The following is a 23,192-nucleotide window of genomic DNA, read 5'->3' as shown; positions in this document are numbered from 1 at the left end:
CCGCTCAGCCGCCCAGCGCCACGCCGCCGTCGACGACGAACGTCGCGCCGGTGGTGTAGCCGCCCGCCGGCGAGGCCAGGAACACCACGGCCGCGGCCAGCTCCTCCGGGTCGCCGATCCGGCCCAGCGGCAGCCGGGCGAGGTGCGCGTCCAGGTAGCCCTCCGGGTAGTCGTCGGTCATCTCGGAGGCGAAGTAGCCGGGCGCGATCGCGTTGACCCGGATGCCCTTGCGGCCGGTCCACTGCGCGGCCAGGTCGCGGGTCAGGCCGAGCAGGCCGGCCTTGGACGCCGAGTAGGCCGCCTGCGGCAGGCCGCCGGAGACCAGGCCCAGCACGCTGGAGACGTTGACGATCGAGCCGCCGCCGGTCATCACCGCGGCCGCGGCCTGCGCCATCCAGTACGCGCCGTTGAGGTTGACCTCCACCACGCCGCGGAACTGCTCGGGCGTCTCGCGCGAGGCGGGCACGGCCGAGGCGACGCCCGCGTTGTTCACCAGCACCGACACCCGCCCGAACGCGGCGGCGGCGCGGGCGACCTCGCGGCAGTCCTCGGGCCGCGCCACGTCGGCCGGCACGACCAGGGCGCGGCGGCCCGCCCCCTCGACCAGCGCGGCGGTGTCCTGGAGCCGGTCGGCGCGGCGCGCGGCGAGCACGACGTCGGCGCCCGCCTCGGCCAGGCCCTTGGCGAAGGCCACGCCGAGCCCGGAGGACGCGCCGGTGACGATCGCGACCTGCCCGTCGAGCCGGAACCGGTCGAGGATGCCCATCAGGAGAGCCTTTCCAGGATGATCGCCATGCCCTGCCCGCCGCCGACGCACATGGTCTCCAGGCCGAACTGCGCGTCACGGGCGCGCATGCCGTTGATCAGGGTGGTCATGATGCGGGCGCCGGTGGCGCCGAACGGGTGGCCGAGCGCGATCGCCCCGCCGTGCACGTTGAGCCGGTCCGGGTCGATGCCGAGCGCGCGTTGGCTGGCCAGCACCTGCACGGCGAACGCCTCGTTGATCTCGACCAGGTCGATGTCGCCGATCGACAGGCCCGCGTGGGCCAGGGCCTGCCGGGTGGCGTCGACCGGGCCGAGGCCCATGACCTCCGGGCTCAGGCCGGAGACGCCGGTGGCGACGATGCGCGCCAGCGGGGTCAGGCCGAGCTCGGCCGCCCTGGTGTCGCTCAGGACGACCACGGCGGCCGCGCCGTCGTTGAGGGGGCAGCAGTTGCCGGGTGTGACCGTCCCCTGTGGACGGAATGAGGGCTTGAGCGCGGCGACCGCGTCGTGGGTGACGCCGGCGCGCGGGCCGTCGTCGGTGTCGACCACCGTGCCGTCGGGCAGGGTCACCGGGGTGATCTCGCGCGCGTAGAAGCCGTCGGCGATGGCCTTCTCCGCCAGGTTCTGCGAGCGCACGGCGAACTCGTCCTGCTCGCGGCGGCCGATGCCGAGCAGCGTGGCGACGTTCTCGGCGGTCTGCCCCATGGCGATGTAGTAGTCGGGCGGCTCGCCGTCCTCGCGCGGGTCGCGCCAGGTCGCGTTGTCCGCCGCGGTGCGCTCGGTGCGGGCGCGGGCGGCGTCGAACAGGGGGTTGAGGTGCGGGTGCCCGTGGCGGTAGCGCGAGACGCACTCCACGCCCGCGCTGACGAACGCGTGCCCCTCGCCCGCCTTGACCGCGTGGAAGGCCATCCGCGCGGTCTGCACCGACGAGGCGCAGAACCGGTTGACCGTGGTGCCGGGCACGGTGTCCAGGCCGAGCTGGACGGCGACGCGGCGGGCCACGTTCTGGCCGTGCTCGTCCTGGGGTTCGGCGCAGCCCAGGTGCAGGTCGGTGATCCCGGCCGGGTCGAGCCCCGGGACCTGGTCCAGGGCCGCCCCGACCACCTGGGCGGCCAGGTCGTCCGGGCGCAGGTCGACCAGCGACCCCTTGCGGGCGCGGCCGATGGGGGAACGCGCGGTGGCCACGACGACGGCCTCGGGCATCTGCTCTCCTCCGCTCTGCGGTCCGCGGTCCCTCACAGCTCCAGGTCGCGGCCGATGAGTTCCTTCATGATCTCGTTGGAACCGGCCCAGATCTTGGTGACGCGGGCGTCCACCCAGGCGCGGGCCACGCGGTACTCGGTCATGTAGCCGTAGCCGCCGTGCAGCTGCACGCAGGCGTCGAGCACGTCGTTCTGGACCTCGGCGCTCCAGTACTTCGCCTTGGCCGCGTCGGTGGCGGTCAGCTCGCCGCGGGTGTGCGCCTCGGTGCACCGGTCCACGAACGCCTGGGTCACGTCGATCTTGGTGACCAGCTCGGCCAGCAGGAACTTGTTGTGCTGGAAGGAACCGATGGCCTGGCCGAACGCCTTGCGCTCCTTGACGTAGGCGATCGTCTCCTCGAGGATCTGCCCGGCGTGGGCCAGGTTCGCGATCGAGGAGCCCAGGCGCTCCTGCGGCAGGCGCTGCATCATGTGGACGAAGCCCTGGTCGACCTCGCCGATCACGTTCCCGTCCGGGACGCGGACGTCGGTGAAGAACAGCTCGGCGGTGTCGGACTCGGGCTGGCCGACCTTGTCCAGCTTGCGCCCGCGCTCGAAGCCCGCCATGCCGGTCTCGACGGCGAACAGGGTGATGCCGCGGGCCTTCTTCTCCGGGCTGGTGCGGGCGGCGACCACGACGAGATCGGCGGAGAAGCCGTTGGTGATGAAGGTCTTGGAGCCGTTGAGGACCCAGTCGCCGTCCCGCCGCACGGCGGTGCTCCTGAGCGCGGCGAGGTCGGAGCCGCCGGACGGCTCGGTCATGCCGATGGCGGTGACCAGCTCGCCCGAGCAGAAGCGCGGCAGCCAGCGCCGCTTCTGCTCCTCGGTGCACAGGTCGACCAGGTAGGGGGCCACGACGTCGTAGTGGATGCCCAGGCACGAGGACATGGCCGCGCTGACCTTGGACAGCTCCTCGCCGAGGACGGCGTTGAAGCGGTAGTCGCCCGCGCCGCCGCCGCCGTGCTCCTCGGGGACCTCCAGGCCGAGCAGCCCCTGGCGGCCCGCTTCGAGCCAGACCTCGCGGTCGATGTGGCGCTGCTCGATGAACCGGTCGTGGTGGGGCTTGAGGGTGCGGTCGACGAACGCCCGCACGCTCTCGCGGAACGCTTCGTGGTCGGGTCCCAACAGCGAGCGACGCACCTCTCCAGCCTCCATACTAAGCGGTTGCTTAGTCGCCAGACTGCGGTATCGTCCGTGCTCGTGTCAAGGCGCGACGAGTTCGACCGGCTGGATTCGACCTGGTCGTCGGTGACCCCGCCGGCCGCGCGCCGGATGCTCATCGCGGCCGCCGCCGCGTTCTCGGTGCGCGGGTACCACGCCACCACCACCCGGGACATCGCGGCGCAGGCCGGCATGTCGCCCGCCGCCGTCTACATCCACTACCGGTCCAAAGAGGAACTGCTGTTCCAGATCTCCCGGATCGGGCACACCACCTCGCTGGCGCTGCTGACCTCGGTCGCCGGGGACGACCCCGCGACGCGGCTGGCGTCGGCGGTGCGGGCGTTCGCGTCGTGGCACGCGGAGTACCACGTGACCGCGCGGGTGGTGCAGTACGAGCTGAGCGCGTTGACGCCCGAGCACCTGGCCGAGGTCGTCGAGGTGCGGCGGCGCATCGAGGGCGCGGTGCGGGACATGGTCGAGGCCGGCGTGGCGGCGGGGGTGTTCGACGTGCCCGACGTGCGGGGCGCGACGCTGGCGGTGCTGTCGCTGTGCATCGACGTGGCCCGGTGGTTCCACCCGGACCGGGGGCGGACGCCGGCGCAGATCGGGGACCTGTACGCCGACCTGGTGCTGCGGATGGTCGGCGCCGAGACCGCGCGCTGAAGCGCCCCGCCCGGCCCGGGTGCTCGGGCCGGGCACTCAGGCCGGGTCGCTCAGGCCGGGTCGCTCAGGCCGGGTCGCTCAGGTCGGGCGCTCAGCTCGGGTGTTCGGCCCGGGTCGCTCAGGCCGTCACCCAGCCCCGCTCCCGGGCCGGGTCCGAGCCCGCCCAGTGGTCCCCCACCGGCCACATCACCGGGATGCCCAGGTTCGCCAGGCCGTCGAGCACCCGGTCACCGGGCCGGTCCGGGAACACCACCACGTCGTCGCCCCCGGTCTCGGTGTGCGTGCGCACCAGCCGGGCCACCCACTTCACCGAGGCGTTCGGCTCCGCGAACGGCGGGTCGACCAGGAACGCCCGCCGCCGCCCGCCCGCGTCCCCGGCCCGCAGGACCACGTGGCCGTCGCCGGAGTGGTAGTCCGGGATGAGGTCGCGGGTCAGGAACACCTCGACGAAGTTGAACGCGAGCACCTGGAGCGCCGAGGTGTTCGCCTGCCGGAGCGCGCGCTCGACGTCGTCGACCGACTCCTCCCGCACCACCGGGCCGAGCAGCTCGTGCGCGTGCCGCAGGAAGGCGTCCGGCCGCATGGTGAACAGCCGCACCCCGGCCACCTCGCGCAGCTCCTCGTACAGCTCGGGCCGGGGTCCCCGGGCGTTGCCGTGCTCGTCGAGGCGCCACCAGCCCTCGGCGGTCTCGCCGGTGACGAGCAGGACGTCCCGCCCGCGCCGCGCGGCCTCCGCGAGGACCTGCCGCCACACCAGGTAGTCGCCCTCCCCGCCGGGCGGGACCCGGTCGCGGTCGCGCCCGGCGGCCTCCGCCAGCGCCGCGCGGTGCTCCTCCGGCGGCAGCGGGTCGCCGACGCGGCCGAAGAGCAGCCCGTCGAGGTCGGCGACCACCGGGTCCTCCTCGGTGTCCACCGCCGCCTCCTGGCGGGTGGCCTCGGTCAGGCGCGCCACCACGTGCTCGTGGGCGTCCCGGAGGACCCGCTCCAGCACGGGCAGCTCCTCGGGCCCGAGCGACACCCGGTCCGCCCAGGACCGCAGGCCGCGCACCGCCTGCTCCTCGGCCTTGCGCAGCGCCCTCGCGGCCCGCGCGGTCGCCTGCTCCGCCTCGCTCAGGGCCGCCTCGCGGCGGCGCCAGAAGTCGGCCAGCACCTGGTGCGGCACCCACAGCCGGCCGCGGGTGCGCCGGAGGGCGCCCAGGAGGTCGGACCGGGCCTGCGGGGTGCAGCGGTAGAGGCTGAGGAGGGTGTCGGTGTCGAGCACGACCAGGCCGCGCGCGAGCAGGTCGCGGTGGTGGTCGGGACGGGCGGTGCGGTAGGCGCCGAAGCCGTCGAGGATGCCCCTCGACTCGGCTGACGACTCATCGGCCATCCGGGAATTGTCGTACCCCGCCGGTAACGTGAAAGCAGGGGTCCCCCTGCGCGGGGGACGCCTGTCCGTCAGCGGCCCCCACCGCCCCGGGACGGGTGCGGCGCGGCCTCACCCGCCCCCACCCGGTCGACGCAGACCAGCGCCATCTCCGCGAGCAGCGGCAGCACCAGCAGGACACCGCCCAGCGCCTGGCGCAGGTCCAGGTCGACGTCCTCCTCGGCGTACAGCTCGTCGATGCCGAAGTCCTCCCAGACCCGGACCGCGGTGGTCCACAGGTCGGGGTGGGCGGGCGACATCGTCCAGACCAGGTACCCGAACACCCCCAGGTAGGCCCGCATCACCGACGTGGGGTGGCCGACCTGGTACATCCCCGTCTCCACGTCGGCCCCGTAGCCCCAGGCCAGCGGGATCAGCCGGTGCGCCCGCGCGAAGCGCTCGGCTTCCGGGCCCTGGACCGGCACCTCCACCACCAGCCCGCACTCCACCAGCGCGTCCACGATCGGGGCCGCGTCGTCGACCCCCAGCTGCTCCCGCGCCGTCCGCTCGACGGCCCGCCTGGTCGGCGGCTGCCCGTTCTCGCTCGTGCCGTGCGTGGTCAGGGTCCACACGGCGAACTCCAGGGCGCTGACCGGGAGCAGGTCGTGGTCGACCCGGATCCGCTGGGTGTCCTCCTCCTCGTCGTCCGCCAGCGGCATCCACCCCGACGGCTGCCCGACGGGCAGCAGGACCCTGGCGTTGCCCTGGAGCAGCGCCAGGCTGCGCCGGTTCTTCTCCTCCAGCGAGGAGGCCAGGACCAGGGCGGGGTCCGGTCCGGACGTCGGGGGTCGGTCCGCCATGTGCTCCCGGCCGATGGGCAGCGGTGACCAGCGCGTCGATCGCGGTCCCCCGTCGGCCCCCGACCCGCCGAGCTCGCCCAGCTGCTCTTGGGCCTGGGCCCAGGTCCTGGTCGCCGCGACCGGGGCCTGGTCGGCGTGCATGACGTCGTGCAGGTTGCGCAGCGCGGTCGCCAGCTCGATGAGGTGCGCGTCCGGGTCGCGGCGGGCCAGCTCCGAGAAGCACTGGACCGCCTCGCGCGCGGTCAGCGCGGCGGCCCGCTCCTGCCCCACCTCGGCCTGCAACGCGGCCAGGTTGTTGAGCGCGCCCGCCAGGCCGAGCGTGTTGGCGGCGGAGTCCCGCTTCACCGCCTCGCGACCGGCCCGCACGGCCTCCTCCGCGGCGGCCAGCGCCTGCTCGACCTCGCCGAGCAGGGTGTGGCAGCGGGCCAGGGTGGTGCAGATCGACGACATCTTCGGCTCCAGCACGCCGGGCATGTGGGGCGCCAACCGGCGCGCCAGGTCCAGCGCCTCCTGCCCCGCCTCGACGGCTTCGGCGACCTCGTCGGTGTCGCTGAGGAAGAACGCGACGTGCGCGCCGGCGTCGATCACGGCGAGCTGGTTCTCCAGCCGGAAAATGCCGCGCTGGACGGAGCGCTCGATGACCCACATCCACACCATCGCGGCCAGCGCGCTGGTGACCGGGTGCCCGCGCGACGCCAGGAAGCCGCGCGCGGCCTGCGCGGACGTCGGCGAGACCAGGAACTGCTCCGCGGTCCGGTACAGCACGTCGAGCCCGACGCCGTCCAGCGCCCCCTCGGCGAGGGCGCAGAGCTCCACCGGGTCCGGCAGCGCGGTGGCGACCGCCACCACCGCGGGCAGGAAGGCCGCGGGGTTGTCCGCCAGCAACGACGCGAGCAGGTCCAGCGCCGGACGCAGCGCGGCGGCGTCGGGTTCCGGGGTGAACAGCCCGGCGGCGCGGGCGATCACCGTCACCGGCTGCACGGCCCGGTCGGCGTCGAGCGGGGCGGTCACGGCCCGGATCACCGCCGCGGCACCGCCGGCCAGCAGATCCGCCAGCAGCGTCTCGCCCAGCCGGTCGGGTTGCAGGCTCGCCCAGAACCGCGTCGCTTCCGCGTGGGGGTCCGGGTACACCTCGGCCAGCAGGTGGGCCACCCGTGCCAGCTCGTCGGGGTTCCGCCCGGCGAGGGCGGGCAGCGCCGCGATCGCCGCCGCGGCCCGCCCGGCGTCCCCGACCGGGACCAGGGTGGGGACGAGCAGCACCTGGCGGACGACCTCCCCGTGCACGTCGCGGAGCAGGCCCCGGCTGGTCGCCAGGCCCGTCCACACCTTCAGCTCGTGGTTGAGCAGGCCGCGCAGCGGGTCCCGCAGCACCAGGTCCCCGGCGAGGGGAGGGTGGCCGTGCTCGCGCTCGTAGAGGACCGCGCCCAGGGCGAGCACGTGGAGGTTGAGCACGGTCTCGTGCTGCCGGGCGTGGTCGAGCACCCCGCCGGGGACCGGGCCGTCCTGTCCCAGGACGTGCCGGCGGAACCCCCGGTAGGCGGTCTCGACCAGGTGGCGCGGGTCGGCGCTGTCGGCGAGGTTGCCCAGGCGCAGCGGGTCGGGCGCGAAGATGCCCTCGGTGGTCTGGGTCGGCAGGTCCGTCCACCAGGTGCCCGGCGCGCGGGACAGCAGCAGCACCCGCACCAGCGGGCCGCCGAACCGGGCGAGCGCGTCGAACAGGCCCGGCAGCAGGTCGAGCTGCGCCTCGGCCTGGTCCACCGCGATGAACACCCGGTCGTGGCGCAGCGCCTCCGGCGGGCTGCCCCGCAGGAGCCGCGGGTGGTCGCCGGACTCGGGGAGGAGCCCGGCCACCCAGCCCTCCCCGGCCAGCCGGGCGCTCAGCTCGACCGCCAGCCGGGTCTTGCCCGTGCCGCCCGGCCCGTGCACCAGCAGCACGGCGGGAGCGGTGTCGTCGCGGGCCCACTCCAGCAGGGCGTCGAACTCCGGGCGGGCCTGGAACTCGACGACCCCGCGGTGCGGGTCGAGCCACGCCGAGGGCGCCCGGGGCGCCCCGCGCGGCGCCGGGCGCTCGAACAGGCCCTCCGCCACCTCGGCCCGCCGGGTGGCCAGGGTCCACCACTCGCCGCGGGTGGCGCGGTTGCCCTCGACGTCGATCTCGGGCAGCCGGGCCAGCTCCGACACGGGCACGATCCAGCCGCCCTCCGACGCGTGCCGGTCCCGGGACGCCTTGACCACGCCGCACACCCGGCGCGTGGACTCGTCGACCACCGGCGACCCGCTCAGGCCCGCCGGCAGCCAGTCGCCGGCCAGGCGCAGGTAGTCGCCGGACGGTCCGGCCACGTGCAGGCGCGCGACGTGCCCGCCGACGCCGGAGGGCGTGCCGGCCGCGAACCCGACGACCTCGACGGGCGTCCCGTTGGCGGGCGGGTCGTCGCCGAGCCACACCACCTCGTGGTCCACCGGTTCGGCCAGGTCGAGCACGGCGATGTCGGGCAGCGGGTAGTAGTCGCCCCGGCCCGCGCCGGCCGGCACCCGGCACCGCACGACCGCGGGCACCTCCCGGCCCCCGAAGACGACCGAGACGCCGGCGGGCGGGACCACGTGCGCGCAGGTGACCAGGCGGTTCGGCGCGACGAAGAACCCGGTGCCGCGGAAGGCCCCGCCGGCGCGCACCTGCGCCACGCACCGCCGGACGACCCCCGCGAAGTCAGTCATCGCCGTCGTCCCACTCCAGCCTGACCACCAGGCTCGCCTCGCCCGAAGCCTCGGCGACGAAGCTGAACAGCTTCCCGGCCTTCAGGCCGAACTTGAGGCCGAAGTCCAGCCCCACCCGGCTCGGCCTGCGTGGCAGCGCCGCGGTCACCGCGCCGCTGACCCAGGTCGCGATCGCGGTGATCTGGTCCTGGAGCGCCGCGGCGTTCGCCACGAGGTCCTGCGCCGAGACGTCACCCCCGGCGGGCACGGACAGTTCGACGTGCACGACCCGGTCCCCCACGACGACCGGCACGATCTCGGTGGTGCGCACCCGGACACCTCCCGATCAACGAGTGGCCACCACTGGAGACTGGCCCCGTCGAGGGGGGTGCGCAAGGAGGTTCGGGCAGCTGCCGCGGTCAGCGGACGGGTCTCACTCGATGGAGTGATTCTCGCGGTCGGGAAGGGGCTCGCCCGCGAAGCCGGCGCCGCGCGACCGAGCCCCGCTCAGGCCCGGCCCCGCTCAGGCCCGGCCCCGCTCAGGCCCGGCCCCGCTCAGGCCCGGCCTCGCTCAGGCCCGGCCTCGCTCACCTCGGTCCGCTCACCTCGGTCCGCCCGGGTGGGTCCGCACAGGTGGGTCCACCCGGGTCGATCCGCCGGTCGGCGAACCGGTCCGGTTCGCCGACCGGCCCGCTAGCGGACCGACCTCTTGCCGTAGAAGCCGGCCACGAGGCTCACGCCGACCGCCGCGATGAGCACCTGCACGATGATCTCGATCCAGTCGATGCCCCGCGTGTCCTCGACGCCGAACGCCCTGGCCACGAACGTGCCCAGGAAGGCGGCCACGATGCCGACCACGAGGGTCAGCCACAGCGGGATGGCCTGCCTGCCCGGCGCGACGAGCTTGCCGAGCAGCCCGATGACGAGCCCCACCACCAGGGCGCTGATCACACCGCCGATGCCCATGACGCCTCCCGCGGTCCGTCCACCTCGTCGGGGCCCGCGCACCGCCGGGGCCCCGACGTCCATCCTCCCACCGAACACCCCGGCGGCCGCTCGCTCAACCCACGTCACCGGGTTCGGTTCACCCGACTCGGTGAACCTCCGGGGACGACCGCCCTACAGGCCGTAACCGCCGAAGGAGCGCCGGCCCGCCACCTTCTCCATCCACTGGTGCAGCAGCGCCGCCCAGTCGGAGCGCAGCACCTCGTCGTGGGACATCGCGAAGTGCCCGAACGTGTCGCCGCCCGCGCGCAGCAGGCCGCCGCGGCGGTCGGCCTCCAGCACCACGTACAGGTGGTGCGGGTCGGTGACGAAGGTCAGCTCCAGCTGGCTGATCTTGGCCAGGAACTGCTGCGGGGGCAGGAACTCGATCTCCTGGTAGAACGGCAGCTGCTGCGGCACGCCGTGGATGCGCCCCTGCTCGGAGTCGGCCCGCTGGAAGCGGAAGCCGAGCGCGCCGAACGCGTTGAGCACGTGCTCCTGCGAGCGGGTGGGGTGCACGTTGAACAGGTCGAGGTCGCCGGGGTCGACCGCGCCGCGGACCTCCAGCTCGGTGCGCAGGCCCATGGTCATCCCGCGCAGGACCTGCCCGTGGACCACGGTCAGCGGCGTCTCCAGCGGCACCGGGAACTGGAACGGCAGCGACAGGTCCTGGCCGGGGCCGACGCCGATGCCCCGGCCGACGACGACCTGGGCGAACTCCACGTCGCGGCGGTACTCGTTGTCGCCGCTCTCCACCTCGACCTTGGTGACCAGCGACAGCTTGACGTGGTCGATGTCGACGGCGTGGTCGCCGCCGGCGATGCGGACCTCGCCGGTCAGCACCTCACCCGGCCGGACGTTCGGGTTGGTCAGCACCGTGTCGACCGTGGGACCGCCGACCCCGAACGCGCGCAACATCCTCTTGAAAACCACGGTGGTGCCTCCTGAACCGCTCCGGCGATCACGCCCTGGGACCCGAATGTCGTAATGACGCGTCGCCGGGTGAATCGGTTGCCCCTGGACGAACGCCAAGCCAGGTGCCAGTATGCGACCGGCGTCACATACTAAGCGGTCGCTCAGGAGGTTGTCGTGCCCACGCTGCTCGTCGCCAACCGGGGGGAGGTCGCCGTCCGCGTCCTGCGCGCCGCCGCCGACCTGGGGTGGGGCTCGGTCGCACTCGTCACCGACGCCGACGACGCGCACGCCCGGTTCGCCGACCGCGCGGTGCGGCTGCCCGACGCGCGGTCCTACCTGGACGTGGACGCGGTGCTCGCCGCCGCGGGCGGGTGCGACCTGGTGCACCCCGGCTACGGGTTCCTGGCCGAGGACGCGCGCTTCGCGCGGCGGTGCGCCGAGGCCGGGCTGACCTTCGTCGGGCCGCCGCCCGAGGTGCTGGAGCTGCTGGGCGACAAGCGGCGGGCGCGCGAGCTGGCCGCCGGGGTGGGCGTGCCGGTCCTGGCGGGCGCCGAGGACGGGTTCGAGGAGTTCTTCCGCGCGCACGGCGCCGTGGTGGTCAAGGCCGCGGCGGGCGGCGGCGGCAAGGGCATACGGGTGGTGCGGCACCTCGCGGACCTCGCGGCCGCCGTGCGGCGGTGCCGGTCCGAGGCGCTGGCGGCGTTCGGCGACGACGCGGTGTACGTCGAGGAGCTGGTGGAGCCCGCCCGGCACGTCGAGGTGCAGCTGGTCGGCACCACCGTGCTCGGGGACCGCGACTGCTCGCTCCAGTCCCGGCACCAGAAGCTGGTCGAGATCGCGCCCGCGCCGCACCTGTCCCCCGACCTGCGGGCGGCGCTGCACGGCGCGGCGGCCGCGATCGCCCGCGCCGTCCGCTACACCGGTCTGGGCACGGTGGAGTTCCTGGTCCGGCCGGACGGGCGGTTCGCGTTCCTGGAGGCCAACCCCCGGCTCCAGGTCGAGCACACGGTCACCGAGCAGGTCACCGGCCTGGACCTGGTGCGCGCCCAGCTGCTGCTGGCCACCGAGGTCGAACCGGACCTGGCGCACACCCCGCGCGGCTGGGCGGCGCAGCTGCGGGTGAGCCTGACCTCGACCGGCCGGCTGTCGGTGTTCGTCCCGCCGACCGGACCGGGCGTGCGGGTGGACACGCACGCGTCGACCGGCTACCGCGCGGGCCTGGGCTTCGACCCGCTGCTGGCCAAGGTCGTGGTGCACGCCGACGACCCGGGCACGCTGCTCAAGCGGGCGCGGCGGGCGCTGGACGAGTTCACCGTGGACGGGGCGAGGACCAACCTCCCGTTCCTGCGCGGGCTCCTGGACCACCCGGACGTGTGGCGGGCGACCACCGGCCTGGTGGACTCGCTGCCGCGCGAGGACACCGGGGCGCGCGCTCCCGTGCGGGGCACGGTGGTGGCCGTCGAGGACGGCGCGGTCGTCGTCGAGGCGATGAAGATGCAGCACGTCGTGCCGGTCGGGGACGGGCGCGTGCTGGTGTCGGTCGGGGACACCGTCGCCGAGGGCGCGCTGCTGGCCGAGGGCGTGGACGTGGCGGTCGAGGAGAAGGCCGTCGAGGTCGACCTGGACGAGGTGCGCCCGGACCTGGCGGAGGCGTTGGCGCGGCACGACTTCGCCCGGCCCGGGGCGGAGGCGCGGCGGCACGCGGCCGGGCGGCGCACGGCCCGGGAGAACATCGCCGACCTGTGCGCCGACTTCGTCGAGTACGGCGGGCTGGCCATCGCCGCGCAGCGCGGGCGGCGGTCGCTGGACGAGCTGGTCGAGCGCACCCCCGCGGACGGGCTGGTGGCGGGCGTCGGGCGGGTCAACGGCGAGCGGGTCGTGGCCCTGTCCTACGACTACACGGTGCTCGCCGGCACGCAGGGCATCCGCAACCACGCCAAGAAGGACCGGATGTTCGAACTGGCCGAGCGCCAGGGGCTGCCCGTGGTGCTGTTCGCCGAGGGCGGCGGCGGGCGGCCGGGCGACACCGACCACGGCGGCGTCAGCAGGCTGGACTGCGCGGCGTTCCACCTGTTCGCCAGGCTGTCCGGGCTGGTGCCGCTGGTGGGCGTGGCCTCGGGGCGGTGCTTCGCGGGCAACGCGGTGCTGCTGGGCACCTGCGACGTGGTCATCGCGACCCGCGACGCCACCATCGGCATGGGCGGGCCGGCCATGATCGAGGGCGGCGGGCTCGGCGTGTTCCGGCCCGAGGAGGTCGGGCCGGTCGACGTGCAGGTGCCCAACGGCGTGGTCGACGTGCTGGTGGCCGACGACGCCGAGGCCGTCGCGGTGGCGCGGAAGTACCTGTCGTACTTCCAGGGGCCGGCAGGGGCGTGGGAGTGCGCCGACCAGCGGGTGCTGCGGCACGCCGTGCCGGAGAACCGGGTGCGCGCCTACGACGTGCGGACCGTGGTGGAGGCGCTGGCGGACACCGGGTCCGTGCTGGAGCTGCGGCCGTCGTTCGGGCGCGGGGTCGTCACCGCCCTGGCGCGCGTCGAGGGCGAGCCGCTGGGGATCCTCGCCAACGACCCGGCGGTGCTGGGCGGCGCCATCGACTCCGACGCGGCGGACAAGGCCGCCCGGTTCCTGCGGCTGTGCGACGCGTTCGACCTGCCGGTGCTGTCGCTGTGCGACACGCCGGGGTTCATGGTCGGGCCGGACGCCGAGCGCACGGCCACCGTGCGGCACCTGACCCGGCTGCTCGTGGCGGGCGCGAACCTGGACGTGCCGTTCGGGTTCGTGGCGCTGCGCAAGGCGTACGGGCTGGGCGCGCAGGCGATGGCGGCGGGCAGCCTCAAGGCGCCCCGGTTCGCCGTGGCGTGGCCCAGCGGCGAGTTCGGCCCGATGGGGCTGGAGGGCGCGGTGCGCCTGGGCTACCGGCGGGAGCTGGACGCCATCGACGACCCGGAGCAGCGCCGCGAGGCGTTCGAGGCGATGGTCGCCGCCGCCCACGAGCACGGCAAGGCGCTCAACGTGGCCTCCGCGTTCGAGATCGACGACGTCATCGACCCGGCCGACACCCGGCACTGGGTCACCTCGCAGCTCACCTGCGGGCCCAGGCCCGCCCGTACCGGCAAGAAGCGTCCGTTCCTGGACACCTGGTGAAGGGAAAACCATGGTCACGACCGCCCCGCCCGACCAGCGCCGCACGCTGCGCAAGCTCATGGCCGCCGGGCTCGTCGGCTCCTCGCTGGAGTGGTACGACTTCTTCATCTACGCCACCGCCGCCGCGCTGGTGTTCCCGAAGCTGTTCTTCCCGGGGGCGACGCCGCTGGTCGGGCTGCTGCTGTCGTTCAGCACGTTCTGGGCCGGCTTCGTCGCCCGGCCGCTCGGCGGGCTGGTGTTCGGGCACGTCGGCGACCGGTACGGCCGCAAGCCCGCGCTGGTGACGTGCCTGGCGCTGATGGCGGGTGCGACGTTCCTGATCGGGCTGCTGCCGACCAGCGCGTCCATCGGCGTGGCGGCGCCCGTGCTGCTGGTGGCGCTGCGGTTCCTCCAGGGCATCGCGGTCGGCGGGCAGTGGGGCGGGGTGGTGCTGCTGCTGACCGAGAGCGCCGGGCCCGGACGGCGGGGGTTCGCCGGGACGTTCGGGCAGGCCGGGGTGCCGCTGGGGGTCATCCTGGGCAACGTGTCGTTCCTGCTGACCGGGGCCCTGCTGCCGGCCGCGTCGTTCGCCTCGTGGGGGTGGCGGGTGCCGTTCCTGGCGAGCGCGCTGCTGTTCCCGGTGGTGCTGTTCATCCAGCTGAAGGTCGAGGACAGCCCGGTGTTCCGGGAGATCAAGGAGCGTCGCGGGGAGGCGCCGGTCGCGCCGCTGTCGGAGGTGCTGCGCACCCACCGGCGGCCGGTGCTGCTGGGGGCGGGGCTGATGTTCGCGTCGAACGCGGTGTTCTACGTGAGCATCGCCGGCGTGCTCGACTACGCGACCCGGGAGCTGGGGCTGGCGCGCAACCCGGTGCTGGTGGTGACGCTGCTGTCGTCGCTGCTGTCCGTGCCGGTGATCCTGCTGGCCGGGCGCTGGTCGGACCGCCACGGCCGGCGGCCGCTGATCGTCGTCGGGGCGGTGGCGATGGTGGTGTGGGCGTTCCCCTACTTCTGGCTGGTCGACACGGCGTCGCTGGGGATGCTGTTCGTGGCGCTGACGGTGTCGGGGATCGGGTCGAGCCTGGTGTACGGGCCGGTGGCGGCGTACCTGGCGGAGCTGTTCGAGCCGCACGTGCGGTACTCGGGGGCGTCGCTGGCGTACCAGCTGGCGTCGATCCTGGTGAGCGGTGGGACGCCGTTCATCATGACGGCGCTGCTGGTGGCGACCGGGACCTCCCTGTCGGTGTCGGCGTTCCTGCTGGTGATGGGGCTGGTGACGTTGGCCTCGGTGCTGGGGTTGCCGGAAACGCACCGACCCGGGGTCGAAGCCTGAACGAGGGCGCGCGGAGGGGTGTCCTCGCACGAGGGCGCCCCCCGGTCACGGTGCGCACCCGGGGTGCGGTGTGCCGGGAGGACGCCAGTCGACGATCACCGCACCGCCGTGGTGGGTCGTTCGCAGGCCGGACGGGTCCGTTCGGTGGTGCCTGTGCGCCCGGCCGACCAAGATCAACGCAGCTCACCCGAGTGAACGGTCAACCGGGTGACGTGCGGAACGTTGCGCGCTTGCCGTACGTTGCCGTGCCGTGACCACTCTCCTGGGACGGTTCAAGCAGCGGCTGCGCCGGTTCGCGCAGAAGCCCGGCTCCGCCGACCTCACGCCCTACCGCAAGCTCCTCGACGAGGTGAACGAGCGGGCGGCGCGCGTGAAAGAGCTGAGCGACGAGGAGTTGACCGCGGCGGCCGCCGAGCTGCGCGGGAAGTCCGAGTTCGGCCGTCCCGAGCTGGTCGAGGTCTGCGCGCTCGGGCGCGAGGCCGCGGACCGGGCACTGGGCCTGCGGCCGTTCGACGTGCAGGTCCTCGGCGCGCTCGGACTGCTCGAAGGGCACGTCGTGGAGATGGCGACCGGTGAGGGCAAGACGCTCTCCGGCGCCATCGCCGCCGCCGGCTTCGCGCTGCGCGGCGACCACGTGCACGTCGTCTCGGTCAACGACTACCTCGCCCAGCGCGACGCCGAGTGGATGGGTCCGCTCTACCGGCTGCTGGGCGTGAGCGTCGGCTGGATCGACCAGAGCTCCAAGCCCGAGGAGCGCCGCGCCGCCTACCAGGCCGAGGTCACCTACGCCTCGGTCAGCGAGATCGGCTTCGACGTGCTGCGCGACCGGCTGGCCACCGACGTGGCCGACCTGGTCGTGCCCCAGCCACGCGTCGCGCTGGTCGACGAGGCCGACTCGGTGCTGGTCGACGAGGCGCGCGTGCCGCTGGTGCTGGCGGGCTCCACGGCCGGCCCGGCGGTCGACCCGGCGCTGGCCGACCTGGTCAAGCGCCTGCGCCGCGACCTGCACTTCGAGATCGACGACGAGGAGCGCAACGTCTACCTGACCGGCGCGGGCAGCGAGCTGGTCGAGCGCGCCCTCGGCGGCATCGACCTGTACTCCGACGAGCACGTCTCCACCACGCTGTCCAAGGTCAACGTGGCCCTGCACGCGCAGGTCCTGCTGCACCGCGACGTCGACTACATCGTCCGCGACGGCAAGGTGCACCTGATCAACGACACGCGCGGCCGGATCGCGAAGCTCCAGCGCTGGCCCGACGGCCTCCAGGCGGCGGTCGAGGCCAAGGAGAACGTGGCGACCACGGACGCGGGCGAGGTGCTGGACTCCATCACCGTCCAGGCCCTGCTCAACCGCTACCCGACGGTGTGCGGCATGACCGGCACCGCGGTGGCCGTGGCCGAGCAGCTGCGCGACTTCTACCAGCTGGAAGTGCTGGTCATCCCGCCGAACGTGCCGACGATCCGCGAGGACGAGGCGCCCCGCCTGTACGCGACGGTGGAGCAGAAGGAAGCGGCGATCGTCGCGGAGATCAAGGAGGTCCACGCCACGGGCCGCCCGATCCTCGTCGGCACGCTGGACGTGGCCGAGTCCGAGCGGCTGTCCCGCAAGCTGTCCGAGGCGGGCCTGGAGTGCGTGGTCCTCAACGCCAAGAACGACGCCGAGGAGGCGGCGATCATCGCCGACGCGGGCTCGTTCGAGCGGGTCACCGTGTCGACCCAGATGGCGGGCCGCGGCACCGACATCCGGCTGGGCGGGCACGACTCGACCGACCACGAGCGCATCGCCGAGCTGGGCGGCCTGTACGTCATCGGCACCGGGCGGCACTCCAGCAGCCGGCTGGACGACCAGCTGCGCGGCCGCGCCGGCCGGCAGGGCGACCCGGGCGGCTCGGTGTTCTTCTCCTCCCTCCAGGACGAGCTGGTCACGCAGTACGTGCCCGACCACGAGGAGCCCGCCGAGGTGGCCGAGGACGGCCGGGTGGCCGACGAGGGCACGCTGCACACCGTGGAGCACGGCCAGCGCGTGGCCGAGGGCGTGCACCTGGAGATCCACCGCAACACGTGGCGGTACAACAAGCTGATCGAGCACCAGCGCCAGCTGGTCCTGGAGTTCCGGGACAACCTGCTGCGCACCGACGCCGCCTGGCACGAGCTGGCCAAGCGCAGCCCGGAGCGCGCCGAGGAGCTGGCGGAGCTGGACGAGGAGATCAAGGTGAAGGCGGCGCGGCTGATCGCGCTGCACCACCTCGACCAGCGGTGGAGCGACCACCTGGTGTTCCTGACCGACCTGCGGGAGGGCATCCACCTGCGGGCGCTGGCCCGGCAGAACCCGCTGGACGAGTTCCACCGCGAGGCGATCCCGGCCTACCACAAGATCGTGCCGGACGCGTGGGAGGAGGCGGAGGAGACCTTCGCCAAGGTCGAGATCGACGAGGAGGGGGCGCACCTGGAGGCGGCGGGTGTGCACCGGCCGAACACGACGTGGACCTACCTGGTCAACGACAACCCGTTCTCGTCCGGGCTGGAGGAGACGTTCAAGAGCCTGGTGAAGATGGTCCGCCGCCGCTGAGGGGCGGCGCGGGGACCGACAGAGCGCGGGGACCGACAGGGGCGGGAACCGACAGGGCGCGGGGATCGACAGGGCGCGGGGATCGACAGGGCGCGGGGATCGACAGGGCGCGGGTTCCGCGGTGGGCACACCGCCGCGGGGCTCGCGCCTCCTGCTTCCCCGGCCCGGCTTTCCCACTTCCCCGGCCCGGCTTTCCCACTTCCCCGATCCGGCCTTCCCGCTTCCCGGTCCCGCCGCCGGTGGACCGACCCGGCGAGCCCGCTGCGGGCGGGACTCGCGAGGCACCCCGGCACGGGGTTCGGTGCGGGCTGGGGAGCCTCCCCAGCCCGCGGCGACCTAGTTGAGCGGTGCGGTCACCTTCGGGTTGTGGACCGGCTCGGCCTGGCGGGGCACCTTGGCCGATCTCGGCATCCGCTGCGCCACCGCCTGCTCGGTGAGCACGCGGATCTCCGCCAGGATGTCCAGGTGCTGCTGGGAGGGTGGCGGCCCCACGAGGTTGGAGTGGTCGTACGCGGTGCGCTCAGCCCGCCTGACGAGGTTCTGGATGCGCTGGATCAGGTCCCACTCCTGGTCTGTGCGCTTCGAGCGCCGTTGCTCTGTCACCCCGGAAGCAGACACCTCACGCCGGGTGAACGTAAATCACCTGGAGGTGCGAACTTCACTGCGTCAAGTCAGCTACCCCGACCAGCGCACCCAAAACGCCACGATCGTGCGACAGAAGCCCACTCAGGACGCCTGTGCGCCCCATCCCGGCCCAGCACAACCGGCTTCGGACCGAAGTGCACCGCCGGCATCAGCCGCTCGGGCGTGACCCACAACGGTGACGCGGACCGTTCTGACTCGCCGTTACCGCACCCACCCCACCCGGGTGGCGGCTCTCACCACAGCGGGAGACCGCAGCATGGCGGTGCGAACCATTACCGCGCACCGCGAACCGCCTTACGGTGCCTCGGGTGACCATCGCCGTTCCGCTGATCGCAGCGCTCCTCGCCACCACGGTGCAGGCGGTCCCCGCGCACGCGACGGGGTGCGGTCCCCTGCGCGTCCCCGGCGCCGAGCGCCAGGAGCTGACCCGCCTGGACGACCTGTCCACCGCGGGCGGGCGCACCGACCCCGCCGACTGGGCCGGGCTCACCCCGGCCGACCTCCCCGCGCCCACCCCCGTGGCGGGCGCCCAGCTCGACGGCTACTTCCCCGACACCTCCACCGGCAACACCAACCACGGCTGGGCGCACGACTCGCAGTTCGTCATCCGCCTGCCCGAGCGCTGGAACGGCGGCCTCGTCGTCACCGGCTCCCCCGGCGTCCGCGAGCAGTACGCCAACGACCGCGCCATCAGCGATTTCGTGCTGGCCCGCGGCTACGCCTTCGCGGCCACCGACAAGGGCAACACCGGCGTGGACTTCCACCGCGACGGCCGCCGCCCCGGCGACGCGATCGCCGAGTGGAACTCCCGGGTCACCCAGCTGACCAGGGCGGCCAGGGCGGTCGTGGCGCAGCGCTACTGCCGGCCGCCGGCGCGGACCATCGCCACCGGCCTGTCCAACGGCGGCTACCTGGTGCGCTGGCAGCTGGAGAACCACCCCGAGCTGTACGACGGGGGCGTCGACTGGGAGGGCACCCTGTGGTCCGCGCGGGGCCCGAACCTGCTCACGTTCCTGCCGCCCGCGCTCACCGGCTACCGGACCGGCGACCACGCGAAGGTCGTCGACGCCGGTTTCCCCGCCGAGTCGCAGTTCCTGTGGGACTTCCACCACTCGTACTACTGGGACCTGACCCAGCGGATCTACCGCGAGGAGCTGGACCCCGGCTGGGACGGCGACCGGGAGGCGGGCACACCGTTCTGCGCGCCCGGCACCCCCGCCTGCGACGCCGACTACGACTACGCCGCCCGCCCGCAGGCGCGGAAGGCCGTCGAGCGCATCGCGCTCACCGGGCGCATCGGCCGACCGCTGCTCACCCTGCACGGCACGCTGGACGTCCTGCTGCCCATCTCCCGGGCGTCCGACGTGTACGCGGACATGGTGCGCCGGGCCGGGCGCGGGGCGCTGTTCCGCTACTACCGGATCGAGGGCGGCACGCACGTGGACTCGCTGTTCGACGCGTTCCCGGACCGGTTGCGGCCGCTGACGCCGTGCCACCGCACCGCGTTCGCCGCGCTGGAGGGGTGGCTCTCGGGCGACCGGCCACCCGCCTCGGCCACCGTCCCCCGCCCGGCCGCGGTCAGCTCGACGGAGTGCGCCCTGGGGTGACCCGGCGCGCCACGCCGCCGCGGTCCTCCCGGGCCGCGGCGGCTAGCCGAGCACCTTCATCAGCTTGAGCGCCAGCTGCACCTCCAGCACGCGCTCCGGCGACTGCCAGTCCTCGCCGAGCAGGCTGCCCACCCGGTCCAGCCGCTGCACCACGGTGTTCACGTGCACGTGCAGCTCGTCCTTGGCGCGGCTGAGGTTCGCGCCGCACGCGAAGTAGGCCGTCACCGTGCGCACCAGCTCGGTGCCGCGGCTCGCGTCGTAGTCCAGCAGCGGGCCCAGCGTCGAGCGCACGTACCCGGCCACGTCGGCGCGGTCGCCCAGCAGCACCCCGACGAACCCCAGGTCGGCGAGCGTGCCGCCGGTGCCGCGCCGGTCGAGCCGCAGCAGCGCCCGCACGCACCGCACCGCCTCGGCGTGCGCGGCGGCCACCTGGCCGGGGCCCCCGGCCGGTCCCCCGGACCCCACGGTCACCGGCGCGCCGACGGCCTTGCCGAGCACGCGCGCCGCGTCCCGCGCCGAGCACGCCGGGTCCGTGCCGGGCAGCACCAGCACCACGTGCTCGCCGTGCGCGCCCGCCAGGCCGCGGCAACCCGACGCGTGGTGGGCGGCGGCGGGCAGCAGCCGGTCGCGCGGGCCGTCCGCGACCAGCACCACGTGCGGTGCGGCCAGCTCCACCCCGATCCGGCGGGCCCTGGCGCGCAACGCGACCGGGTCGAGTTCCGCGCTGGTCAGCAGGTCGTTGATGAGCTCGCCGCGGACCTTGTTCTCGGCCTCGGCGACCGTGCGGCGCAGGAGCAGCAGCAGGGCGGTGACCACGCCCGCGCGCTCGAACAGGCGGCGGTCGGCGTCGCCCAGGTCGGGCCGGTCGGTGAGGGTGAGGCTGCCGAGCAGCTCGCGGCCCGCCAGCACCGCGCACACCCACGCGCCCTCCCTCGGGACGGCCCGGCCGCCGGCGCGGGAGGCGTGCACGGCGGCGCGCGGCGCGGGGGCCGGCGCGGTGCCGATGCGGGCCAGCTCCGCGCCGTCGCTGTCGTGCACCGCGAGGCCGCCGCCGAGCACCTCCGCCACGGCGGCGGCCACCTCGGGCACGTCCGCGCCGCGCAGCACCAGGTCGGTGAGCCGGTCGTGGGCCTCCTCGGCGCGCCGCAGGGCCTCGTTGTGGGCGCGGATCACCTCGCCCGCGGCGCGCGTGCCCTCGAGCAGGTTCGCGGTGTCCAGGGCGATGGCCGCGTGGTCGGCCAGCGAGGACAGCAGCGCCACCTCGTCGGGCGGGAACCGGCGGGGCGAGCGGTTGGCCGCGTAGAGCACGCCGATGACCCGCCGGTCGAGCTTGAGCGGCACGCCCAGGATCGCGACCAGTCCCTCGTCGCGGACGGCCGCGTCGATGGGGCCGGTGTGGTCGAAGCGGTCGTCGGCGAAGTAGTCGGCGGTGACGTAGGGCTGGGCGGTCTGCGCGACCAGCCCGCCCAGTCCCTCGCCCATACCGAGCCTGACCTGCTGGAACAGCGCGGAGACCGACCCGTCGGTGACCCGCATGTAGGTGCCGCGCTCGCCCGCGTCGTTCATGCTCAGGTAGGCGGTGTCCGCGCCCAGCAGCAGCCGGGCGCGGCGCACGATCGACCGCAGCACCGCGTCCGGGTCGCGCGCGCCCGCCAGGTCGTTGGCCGTGTCGAACAGGGCCTCCAGCTCGGCCTCGCGGCGGCGGTGCGCGGTGAGCGTGCGGCGGATGCGCAGCGCCCACCCGGTGGCGCGGGCGATGCGGTCCAGCTCGTCGTCCGGCAGGCCGGCCGCGCGGGCCGCGGGGAGCACCGCCGCCAGCCGCTCGCTGCCCGCGTCGCCCGCCAGCAGCCCGAACAGCTCCAGCAGGTGCTCCACCGCGTCCGCCCCGTCGGTCATGCCGTCATGCTTCCACCGTCACGCTTTCGCGTGAGCGCGCTCGGTTCCCGTGCGGCTGAGGGAGCTGCCGCGGGTCTCCCGGGCCGCCACCACGGCGATGATGGTCAGCACGCACATGCCCAGCACGTAGAGCACGATCGGGAACGTGCTGTCGTACTCCCTGAGCAGGGCGGTGGCGATGAGCGGCGCCACCGCGCCCGCCGCGATCGACGCCAGCTGGTAGCCGATGGACGCGCCCGAGTAGCGCACCTCCGTGCCGAACAGCTCGGAGAAGAACGCCGCCTGCGGGCCGTACATCGCGCCGTGCAGGACCAGGCCGACCGTGACGGCCAGCGTGATCGGCAGGAACGACCTCGTGTCGAGCAGGGCGAAGAAGGCGAACATCCACAGCCCGATGCCGACCGCGCCGATCAGGTAGGTGGTGCGGCGGCCGATGCGGTCGGACAGCGCGCCCCACAGCGGGATCGTCACCAGGTGCACGAAGGAGCCGATGAGCACGGCGTTCAGGCCCACCGACCGGGACAGGCCCAGCTCGGTGGTGAGGTAGACCAGGATGAACGCGGTGATCACGTAGTAGGACACGTTCTCCGCCATGCGGGCGCCCATCGCGATCAGCACCTCGCGCCAGTGGTGCTTCACCACCGCCACGATCGGGGGCTTCTCGACCAGCTCGCCGCGGGCGGCGGCCTTGCGCTGCGCCTCCAGGAACACCGGGGACTCGGTCACGCTCAGCCGGATCCACAGGCCGATCACCACGAGCACGCCGGACAGCAGGAAGGGCACCCGCCAGCCCCAGGACAGGAACGCCTCGTCGCTCTGCACCGCGGCCAGCACCGCGAGCACCGCCGTGGCCAGCAGGTTGCCCATCGGCACGCCGGCCTGGGGCCAGGACGCCCAGAAGCCGCGGCGCTCCGGCGAGCCGTGCTCGGACACGATGAGCACCGCGCCGCCCCACTCGCCGCCGAGGGCGAAGCCCTGCACCAGGCGCAGGAACGTCAGCAGCAGCGGCGCGGCCACGCCGATCGCGGCGTAGGTGGGCAGCAGGCCCATGGCGAACGTCGCGCCGCCCATCAGCAGCAGGCTGAGCACGAGCAGCTTCTTGCGGCCGAGCTTGTCGCCGTAGTGGCCGAAGACCAGGCCGCCCAGCGGGCGGGCCAGGAAGCCGATCGCGTAGGTGGTGAAGGCGAGCAGGGTGCCGGTGAGCGGGTCGGAGTTCGGGAAGAACAGCTTGTTGAACACCAGCGCGGCCGCTGATCCGTACAGGAAGAAGTCGTACCACTCGACGGTCGTGCCGATCAGGCTGGCTATGACGACCTTGGTGAAGGGGCGCTTCGGTGGGGCGGCTTGGGTCATGGGTGCTCACCACTTCGTTGGGGAGGGGCCTTGCCTGGCGC

General features: G+C 74.2%; 16 protein-coding genes. 5 read left to right on the top strand and 11 right to left on the bottom strand.

The annotated features are described in order from the left end of the window. Positions 1 to 4: 4 nt before the first annotated feature. From Q5530_RS31365 to Q5530_RS31355, 3 genes are read right to left on the bottom strand one after another with little or no spacing between them, the layout of a single operon-like run. A complete protein-coding gene (locus Q5530_RS31365) occupies positions 5 to 766 on the bottom strand; it encodes an SDR family NAD(P)-dependent oxidoreductase (RefSeq protein WP_415366433.1) in 762 nt (253 codons plus the stop codon). After that, positions 766 to 1,968: an acetyl-CoA C-acetyltransferase gene (locus Q5530_RS31360; protein WP_415366432.1), complete on the bottom strand. Its 1,203-nt coding sequence runs from the start codon at positions 1,966 to 1,968 to the stop codon at positions 766 to 768. Before Q5530_RS31360 ends, Q5530_RS31365 begins: the two co-directional genes overlap by 1 nt. 32 nt (positions 1,969 to 2,000) lie before the next feature. After that, entirely contained in the window at positions 2,001 to 3,146 is a 1,146-nt protein-coding gene (locus Q5530_RS31355) for an acyl-CoA dehydrogenase family protein (protein ID WP_415366431.1), read from the bottom strand. 60 nt (positions 3,147 to 3,206) lie between these two features. Between Q5530_RS31355 and Q5530_RS31350 the strand changes: the two genes are divergently transcribed. Beyond that, positions 3,207 to 3,830, top strand: a complete 624-nt coding sequence (locus Q5530_RS31350) for a TetR/AcrR family transcriptional regulator (protein WP_415366430.1) — start codon at positions 3,207 to 3,209, stop codon at positions 3,828 to 3,830. A 118-nt stretch (positions 3,831 to 3,948) separates the two neighbouring features. Here the strand turns inward: Q5530_RS31350 and Q5530_RS31345 are convergent, their stop codons facing one another. The 5 genes from Q5530_RS31345 to Q5530_RS31325 all read right to left on the bottom strand — a co-directional run bounded on the left by Q5530_RS31345 (position 3,949) and on the right by Q5530_RS31325 (position 10,646). Further along, complete coding sequence (locus Q5530_RS31345) at positions 3,949 to 5,199, bottom strand: PIN-like domain-containing protein (RefSeq protein WP_415366429.1); 1,251 nt, start codon at positions 5,197 to 5,199, stop codon at positions 3,949 to 3,951. A 68-nt stretch (positions 5,200 to 5,267) separates the two neighbouring features. Then, positions 5,268 to 8,750: a trypsin-like peptidase domain-containing protein gene (locus tag Q5530_RS31340; protein ID WP_415366428.1), complete on the bottom strand. Its 3,483-nt coding sequence runs from the start codon at positions 8,748 to 8,750 to the stop codon at positions 5,268 to 5,270. Beyond that, positions 8,743 to 9,060: a CU044_2847 family protein gene (locus Q5530_RS31335; protein ID WP_415366427.1), complete on the bottom strand. Its 318-nt coding sequence runs from the start codon at positions 9,058 to 9,060 to the stop codon at positions 8,743 to 8,745. Before Q5530_RS31335 ends, Q5530_RS31340 begins: the two co-directional genes overlap by 8 nt. A gap of 362 nt (positions 9,061 to 9,422) precedes the next feature. After that, positions 9,423 to 9,695 (bottom strand): GlsB/YeaQ/YmgE family stress response membrane protein, encoded by a 273-nt coding sequence (locus Q5530_RS31330; RefSeq protein ID WP_380640979.1) that lies wholly within the window; start codon positions 9,693 to 9,695, stop codon positions 9,423 to 9,425. Positions 9,696 to 9,848: 153 nt separating this feature from the next. After that, a complete protein-coding gene (locus tag Q5530_RS31325; RefSeq protein ID WP_415366426.1) occupies positions 9,849 to 10,646 on the bottom strand; it encodes a sporulation protein in 798 nt (265 codons plus the stop codon). Between the two features lie 156 nt (positions 10,647 to 10,802). Here Q5530_RS31325 and Q5530_RS31320 point away from each other — a divergent pair, with 156 nt between their 5' ends. The 3 genes from Q5530_RS31320 (at position 10,803) to secA2 (ending at position 17,650) form a co-directional block, all read left to right on the top strand. Next, the gene (locus Q5530_RS31320; protein WP_415366425.1) at positions 10,803 to 13,772 is read left to right on the top strand and encodes a carboxyl transferase domain-containing protein; all 2,970 of its coding nucleotides are present in this window, start codon (positions 10,803 to 10,805) and stop codon (positions 13,770 to 13,772) included. 10 nt (positions 13,773 to 13,782) lie between these two features. Next, positions 13,783 to 15,081 (top strand): MFS transporter, encoded by a 1,299-nt coding sequence (locus Q5530_RS31315; protein WP_380640985.1) that lies wholly within the window; start codon positions 13,783 to 13,785, stop codon positions 15,079 to 15,081. A 250-nt stretch (positions 15,082 to 15,331) separates the two neighbouring features. After that, entirely contained in the window at positions 15,332 to 17,650 is a 2,319-nt protein-coding gene (gene secA2 / locus Q5530_RS31310; RefSeq protein ID WP_415366424.1) for an accessory Sec system translocase SecA2, read from the top strand. 336 nt (positions 17,651 to 17,986) lie between these two features. Here the strand turns inward: secA2 and Q5530_RS31305 are convergent, their stop codons facing one another. Then, the gene (locus tag Q5530_RS31305) at positions 17,987 to 18,253 is read right to left on the bottom strand and encodes a hypothetical protein (RefSeq protein WP_380640989.1); all 267 of its coding nucleotides are present in this window, start codon (positions 18,251 to 18,253) and stop codon (positions 17,987 to 17,989) included. A 341-nt stretch (positions 18,254 to 18,594) separates the two neighbouring features. Here Q5530_RS31305 and Q5530_RS31300 point away from each other — a divergent pair, with 341 nt between their 5' ends. Continuing rightward, positions 18,595 to 19,902 (top strand): tannase/feruloyl esterase family alpha/beta hydrolase, encoded by a 1,308-nt coding sequence (locus tag Q5530_RS31300; protein WP_415366423.1) that lies wholly within the window; start codon positions 18,595 to 18,597, stop codon positions 19,900 to 19,902. A gap of 42 nt (positions 19,903 to 19,944) precedes the next feature. Here the strand turns inward: Q5530_RS31300 and Q5530_RS31295 are convergent, their stop codons facing one another. Both Q5530_RS31295 and Q5530_RS31290 read right to left on the bottom strand, forming a co-directional pair. Then, positions 19,945 to 21,798 carry a helix-turn-helix domain-containing protein gene (locus Q5530_RS31295; protein ID WP_415366422.1) on the bottom strand — a complete coding sequence of 618 codons (1,854 nt, stop codon included), beginning with the start codon at positions 21,796 to 21,798 and terminating at the stop codon, positions 19,945 to 19,947. Between the two features lie 18 nt (positions 21,799 to 21,816). Further along, positions 21,817 to 23,151 (bottom strand): MFS transporter, encoded by a 1,335-nt coding sequence (locus Q5530_RS31290; protein ID WP_415366421.1) that lies wholly within the window; start codon positions 23,149 to 23,151, stop codon positions 21,817 to 21,819. Positions 23,152 to 23,192 lie beyond the last annotated feature (41 nt).

This window comes from Saccharothrix sp. BKS2, from assembly GCF_047689505.1.
Taxonomy (GTDB): Bacteria; Actinomycetota; Actinomycetes; order Mycobacteriales; family Pseudonocardiaceae; genus Actinosynnema; species Actinosynnema lopnurensis.
This window is presented reverse-complemented; position numbering and strand designations above follow the sequence as displayed.

Coding starts and splice junctions, on each gene's coding strand:
- Q5530_RS31360 (WP_415366432.1), bottom strand. CDS start 1,968: ATGCCCGAGGCCGTCGTCGTGGCCACCGCGCGTTCCCCCATCGGCCGC.
- Q5530_RS31365 (WP_415366433.1), bottom strand. CDS start 766: ATGGGCATCCTCGACCGGTTCCGGCTCGACGGGCAGGTCGCGATCGTC.
- Q5530_RS31290 (WP_415366421.1), bottom strand. CDS start 23,151: ATGACCCAAGCCGCCCCACCGAAGCGCCCCTTCACCAAGGTCGTCATA.
- Q5530_RS31345 (WP_415366429.1), bottom strand. CDS start 5,199: ATGGCCGATGAGTCGTCAGCCGAGTCGAGGGGCATCCTCGACGGCTTC.
- Q5530_RS31295 (WP_415366422.1), bottom strand. CDS start 21,798: ATGACCGACGGGGCGGACGCGGTGGAGCACCTGCTGGAGCTGTTCGGG.
- Q5530_RS31315 (WP_380640985.1), top strand. CDS start 13,783: ATGGTCACGACCGCCCCGCCCGACCAGCGCCGCACGCTGCGCAAGCTC.
- Q5530_RS31330 (WP_380640979.1), bottom strand. CDS start 9,695: ATGGGCATCGGCGGTGTGATCAGCGCCCTGGTGGTGGGGCTCGTCATC.
- Q5530_RS31340 (WP_415366428.1), bottom strand. CDS start 8,750: ATGACTGACTTCGCGGGGGTCGTCCGGCGGTGCGTGGCGCAGGTGCGC.